Origin of the sequence: Vibrio sp. V01_P9A10T6 (assembly GCF_963877065.1) — a bacterium.
In the GTDB taxonomy this organism is placed as follows: domain Bacteria; phylum Pseudomonadota; class Gammaproteobacteria; order Enterobacterales; family Vibrionaceae; genus Vibrio; species Vibrio anguillarum.
In genome coordinates this window covers 1-5,985 of record NZ_CAWNTB010000065.1, presented here as the reverse complement: position 1 = coordinate 5,985, position 5,985 = coordinate 1, and the positions used below count along the sequence as shown (strand labels likewise).

Genomic DNA, 5,985 nt, shown 5'->3' with positions numbered 1-5,985 from the left:
ATTTAATGGCGGCAACGAACCGAGTTTAAATTTGGAAGTTGCCAGCAAAAACAAAGGGAACCGGATAAGGAATTCCCATACATAAGAAAAGGCAGTGGATTAATTATGAAAAAGACTCTATTAGCACTAGCAGTGCTTGCGGCAGCAAGCTCAGTTAACGCAGCAGAAATTTACTCTAACGACAGCACTTCAGTTGGCCTTAAAGGCGAAATTGATGCTTACTTAATTCAAAAAGAAACAAGCAAAGATTATGCTAAAACTAAAAACTCTGCAGATTTCTCTACTTGGGCGAAAATCCAGCTAGATGCTTCTCATAAGCTTTCTAATGGCCTAACCACTTTTGGTTCTTTTGAATTTGAAGGTGACGGTTCTGCTGGGGTAGTAGTCGACGACCTATATGTCGGTGTGAAAGGCGATATCTGGGGTGTGGCTGTTGGTGAAACTGGTGATTTCGCAGAATCTTTTGATGCAATTCAAAAAACCGATATTGCTAACGAAGGTAACTACATCGGTCTAGATCGTCCTTACGAAAGCAAAACAGAAGGTCTTGCACTGAAAGTGACTCCTGTTGGTGGCCTAACCTTGGTTGCGGATGTGTATACTAATAGCACTGACAAACTAGATAACTCTTACGGCCTATCAGCTAACTACGCGATGGACATGTTCTCTGTTGGTGCTTCATTCAACAGCAGTGAAGTGGCAAAAGACTACGATGCAAGTTCATTCGGTGTATCTGCTTCTGTTGATGTTGCTGGTTTCTTCTTCGCGGCAACTTATCTAAGTACTGAAGGTCTAAGCTCTCTTGGTGCTGCAGATGTCGCGTCTGTTAGTTCAACTTCTGGCGCAGTAGAAGGTGATGTATGGAACCTAGCAGCATCTTACCAAATTGATGCGTTACGCCTATACACTACTTATGCATTCGCTGATTTCGATAAAGCCGTATCTTTTGCTAATGTAAGCCAAAAAACTACTATTGATGCGCAAGTGACTGATTTGGTTGTAGGTGTTGACTATGCCGTTTCTAGTAACGTACTCGTGTTCGTTGAATACGAAACAGCTGAAGCTAAGAAAGCTTGGGCGGGTAATGATTACGAAGATATTACTCTAGGTGTTTACTACACATTCTAATTCGAGTAATTTGATGAACTAAAAGCCGACGCTTAGCGTTGGCTTTTTTCATATAGGAGCTGTAAAAGAAAATGGTAAAGAACGTTATTGTAAGTTTATTGATGTTAGTGAGTTTTTCTTCATTATCTCAATCGCTTGATTTGCAAAGAGGCATTACTTTGGAAGTGCTGAATGAAGCGCTATTCACGGATGAAGAAAAACCAATATTTATTGATGGTGAAAACCAACTGGTTCTCACCTTTGCTGGTCGCTTAAAGAAAGTGGCTAAGCCAGAGTATTTCTCGTCTCTCCCTTATGTCATTCGAACAGAGATTAAAGCTGGAGATAAGCTATCTGTGGAGCTTGTTTCGGGTCGATACGAAGTTATTCAGGAGAAGCAGTTTAAGAGTGAGCCGATTTTTGTTTTGAAGAAAAACGGAGTCGAAGTCACAGATAGTAAACAATATCGCCTTGAGCCAGAAAATGGTTCGCTGATGCCTTATTCAGATATTCGTTCTTTGACGATTAAGCAAAACCGCAAAGAGGGTGTCATTTTTGAATCTGGAAAGTTTCATCATTTGACCGATGAATTAAAATCGTTGGGCACTTCAGCTCAATCGACAAAATATACTGAATCGGAAGCGGCCTTACAGCTAAAAATTTGGTTTAGTAAAGCTTCAAAAGAAGAAAGACGAGAGTTTTTGGATTGGGTTGTGCAAGGTCTTTATACTGAATAGGTTATTCCGTACTACACCATAATTCCAGGATTCAAAGTCACATAGCTGTGTGTGACTTTGAATCTCTTACCCACAACACTTCTTAAATTTCTTGCCGCTACCGCAATGACATGGGTCATTTCGTCCTAGCTTCGTTGGTGTGTTCTCCTGTGGAAATTCACCGTCAATGTAGAACCAGATACCATTTTCTCGTATAAATCGTGAACGTTCTTGCAGACAAAATTGCTGTTGATTCTGTGTGTAATAGGCTTTGAAATGAACGAAGCCTTCATTTTCGTTGTTGCGGATACTTGCGGAGATGACGTCTAGCGCACACCATTGACTGTTGATTGATTCTTCAATCGCGTCGCGTTGCTGTGGTGCATTGCAACTCGGATGATAGGTATTGATGACAAAATCAACCAAGCCTAGAACATGGGCACTATAGCGGGCTCTCATCAGTTGTTCTGGATAGATGGCTAAAGCTGAATCTCTGTGGATTGGTTCACAACAGTGTTGGTAATCTAAATGACTACCACAATAGCATTGGTTCATAAATCCTCTCAAATTGCCCATGCAGATAAGACGGGGAAGTTTAAGGAGATCTAAACTCGATGTCTACTCAGGAGTGGACACCCAGTAAATCGGCTGTCCATTTCACAGCTTCGTTGTAACACTCTTTCACTACGGGCTCTTCGATATTTAACGCATGAGCAATTTTCTCAACCTTTTGCCAGTCAGCCTGTTCATAAGCTCGAGTTAATTCAAGTACCAGACCTAATTCTCCTTTCCCCTCTATTAGTGCAAGTTTAACGTATTCGTCGATAGGCATCTCTTCCATGATACTTTCTAAAGGTTGATCAAGTAGGCTATCGAGTAGCGAAAACATTCCTGTCAGGAAGGCCGAACCGGGTTCAACGTTCATTTTTGCTTTCACACCGATCAGTTCGCAATATCTTGCCCTTTGAATGGATAAGCCATACAAATAATCCGGTTTAGATTCTTGCGTCGAAGCAATCGCAACCAAGGAGATAAACTTTCTCAATCGTTGTTCGCCGAGATAAATCAGCGCTTGTTTAAATGAGTGGATCTTTGAACTGACTGTCGCGGATGAGTTAACAAAGGTTAACAGTTTATAAGACAGGGTCAGGTCGGTGGCGACAAGCTCCTCAATGGCTTTGTAATCGAGGTTAGATTTGGCTATTTCTTTGAACAGTTGCACCACAGTAAGAAATGCAGGCTCTAACGCTTTGCGCTGTAACATCTCTGGTTTGCTAAAAAAGTAGCCTTGAAAATAGGTAAAGCCCGCCTTTTTAGCTTGCTTAAACTCTTCATAGGTTTCTACTTTCTCAGCAAGGAACTCAATTTTCGTCGCACCAAGTTTTTGAATAAAGCGAGCGGCTTTTTCAAGGGGAACGATACGGATGTCAAATTTGATAATTGACACATAGGGGAAGAAGACGAGCCAGCCTGAACTGGGTACAAAGTCATCAAGCGCAATTTGGTAACCAAGCTTCGCCATCTTTTTAATTGCTTCTAATAACTCTAAAGTTGGTTCGCAATCTTCCAATACCTCAACGACTAAGTTTTGCGCAGGAAAAAGCGTAGGCACGAGGTTAATCAGGCTTTGATAAGGAAAATTGACAAACCCTAAATGCTTACCCAGCGTATTGTAATGAGTGGATAAAAAATGATCAGAGAGTAACCGGCTCGTTGCTAAGTCTGGGTCTATATCTGGAAAGGTATTCTTAGGACCGTCTCGAAATAGCAGCTCGTAGCCGATAGTTTTCCGGTCACGATCGAGTATGGGTTGTCTGGCGATATAGGAGTATTTCAAGGCAAGACTCTTATCTAATTATTGATATTATTGATTATACTTATTATAGCTTAACTTTTGATTCGACCACTTAAACCAATTAGTACCAGAGTGCGACTTGGCGTCAGTTTTTAGAACTAAAAGGTCGAGTTTGCAGTTCGTAACCATCATTAGCATAGACTAAGACTGAACCTTGGGTGTACCAGTCACCCAAAACAATTCGCGTTGCGGTGCCATGAAGTTGATTTCTGTGATGAATCTCTGGTCGATGAGTATGGCCATGAATCATTAAATCGACCCCATACTGGGTCAGAACTCTATCCACTTCACTTTGTGTGACATCCATAATATCCATAGATTTCATTTGCTTATCATTATGGATGCCCGACTGTACTTTACCCACAATACGAACCTTTACAAAAAATGGCAGCCGATTAAATACCCATTGTAGCCAAGGCTGGTGAACCTTCTTTCGATAGGCTTGATACTTTATATCGTCAATACAGAGTGTGTCGCCATGCAACACCACGGCTTTTTTTCCATAAAGGTCAATTACTTGTTCTTCTTGGAGAAGAGTGATTCCGGTTTCTTTCGCAAATCGTTTGCCAAGCAAGAAGTCGCGGTTTCCTTGAGTAAAATAGCAAGCAACCCCTTCGCGAGTCAGTTGTTTAAATTCCGATTTTATTTGGTTGGCGAAAGGTGAATTATCATCGTCACCTATCCAAAATTCGAAAAGATCGCCAAGCACGTACAGTGCATCGGCATGAATGGCTTCTTCGCGCATGAAACGGATAAAACACTCGGTGATATCTGGTCGAGAAGGGCTTAGGTGTAAATCAAAATAAATAGTGTATGCATAATAAAAATAAGGTGCGCATAGCGCTCCTTTTACCGTTACTCTTCGATGGTTGTGCCAGAAATGAACACTTCTTCTAGTGGAACATCTTGATGCATGCCCATAGAGCCTGTGCTCACGGCTTTTATTTTGTTCACAATATCCATACCTTCGATCACTTCAGCGAACACGCAGTAGCCCCAGCCATCTCGGCTTTCTGAACGAAAATCTAGGAATGTGTTGTTGTTCACGTTGATGAAAAACTGAGAACTTGCAGAGTGTGGATCCATAGTGCGCGCCATGGCAAGAGTACCGATCTTATTGCTTAGTCCATTGTTGGCTTCGTTTTTAATCGTTGCGCGAGTTGTTTTTTCTTTTAGGCCAGAGGTCATGCCGCCGCCTTGAATCATGAATCCATCGATAACGCGGTGGAACAGAGTGTTATCGTAAAAACCGTCACGGCAGTACTGTAGAAAGTTTGCGCTTGTTTCTGGTGCTTTTTCTTCATTAAGTTGAATTTTAATATCACCAAAATTCGTGTGAAGGATGATCATGATAGTTACCTTTATCTATTTTTCGTTGAGGCCCGGATTTTAACTGAACTTTGGACACATTCAAATCAACAAATGTCTTTAGGGGCCGTATTATTGCGAGAGAATAAGGATGACCAAGCTAGGCTAGAGTTGTTATACTGTGAAGCCATTTTAGTTCAAACAGTTATTAGATAGAGATCATGCTGAAAATATATAACTCAATCACTAGACAAAAAGAAGAATTCAAACCAATTCATGCCAACAAAGTGGGTATGTATGTCTGTGGAGTCACCATTTATGATCTCTGTCATATTGGCCATGGTCGCACCTTCGTTTCTTTTGATGTGATTTCTCGCTACTTGCGCTACTTAGGTTATGACCTTACATTTGTGCGTAACATCACTGATATTGATGACAAAATCATTAAACGTGCTGCCGAAAATGGTGAATCTTGCGATTCGCTAACCGAGCGCTTAATCGCAGACATGCATGCAGATTTTGATGCATTGAATATGAAACGTCCAGATGTCGAGCCTCGTGCAACTGCTTATATCCAAGAAATCATAGGCTTGGTGCAACGACTGATTGAACGCGGTTTTGCTTACGTTGCTTCTAATGGTGATGTGATGTTTGAAGTCAGCAAATTTGACGAATACGGCAAGTTATCCAAACAAGATCTCGATCAGCTTCAAGCGGGCGCTCGTGTTGATGTTGATCTTGCTAAGCGTAGCCCACTTGATTTTGTGTTGTGGAAAATGTCGAAGCCGGGAGAGCCCACTTGGGAATCCCCATGGGGAGAAGGACGCCCAGGCTGGCACATCGAATGTTCGGCGATGAATTCAGCGATTTTGGGTAACCACTTTGATATTCATGGTGGAGGCTCTGATTTGCAGTTTCCTCACCATGAAAATGAAATTGCTCAATCATGCTGCGCACATGACACTCCCTATGTGAACACATGGATGCACAGTGGCATGG

The 5,985-nt window shown here is 41.8% G+C and carries 6 protein-coding genes and 1 pseudogene; 3 read left to right on the top strand and 4 right to left on the bottom strand.

What is annotated here, in order from left to right:
- Positions 1 to 105: 105 nt before the first annotated feature.
- Both AACQ21_RS03715 and AACQ21_RS03710 read left to right on the top strand, forming a co-directional pair.
- On the top strand, positions 106 to 1,128 hold the full coding sequence (locus AACQ21_RS03715) for a porin (RefSeq protein ID WP_094165356.1): 1,023 nt from the start codon (positions 106 to 108) through the stop codon (positions 1,126 to 1,128).
- Between the two features lie 164 nt (positions 1,129 to 1,292).
- Positions 1,293 to 1,844, top strand: a complete 552-nt coding sequence (locus AACQ21_RS03710; protein ID WP_236732756.1) for a DUF2057 family protein — start codon at positions 1,293 to 1,295, stop codon at positions 1,842 to 1,844.
- 66 nt (positions 1,845 to 1,910) lie between these two features.
- Here AACQ21_RS03710 and AACQ21_RS03705 read toward each other — a convergent pair whose 3' ends face one another.
- The 4 genes and pseudogenes from AACQ21_RS03705 to AACQ21_RS03690 form a co-directional block, all read right to left on the bottom strand.
- Positions 1,911 to 2,378 (bottom strand): YchJ family metal-binding protein, encoded by a 468-nt coding sequence (locus tag AACQ21_RS03705; protein WP_146127514.1) that lies wholly within the window; start codon positions 2,376 to 2,378, stop codon positions 1,911 to 1,913.
- Positions 2,379 to 2,445: 67 nt separating this feature from the next.
- The gene (locus AACQ21_RS03700) at positions 2,446 to 3,660 is read right to left on the bottom strand and encodes an EAL and HDOD domain-containing protein (protein ID WP_105976405.1); all 1,215 of its coding nucleotides are present in this window, start codon (positions 3,658 to 3,660) and stop codon (positions 2,446 to 2,448) included.
- Positions 3,661 to 3,763: 103 nt separating this feature from the next.
- Positions 3,764 to 4,497, bottom strand: a pseudogene (gene lpxH, locus AACQ21_RS03695) (UDP-2,3-diacylglucosamine diphosphatase).
- A gap of 36 nt (positions 4,498 to 4,533) precedes the next feature.
- Complete coding sequence (locus tag AACQ21_RS03690) at positions 4,534 to 5,028, bottom strand: peptidylprolyl isomerase (protein WP_010319203.1); 495 nt, start codon at positions 5,026 to 5,028, stop codon at positions 4,534 to 4,536.
- Positions 5,029 to 5,207: 179 nt separating this feature from the next.
- On the opposite strand from AACQ21_RS03690, the gene cysS reads away from it, so the two are divergent.
- The coding region (cysS, locus tag AACQ21_RS03685; protein WP_105976403.1) for a cysteine--tRNA ligase at positions 5,208 to 5,985 on the top strand (778 nt) is incomplete at its 3' end.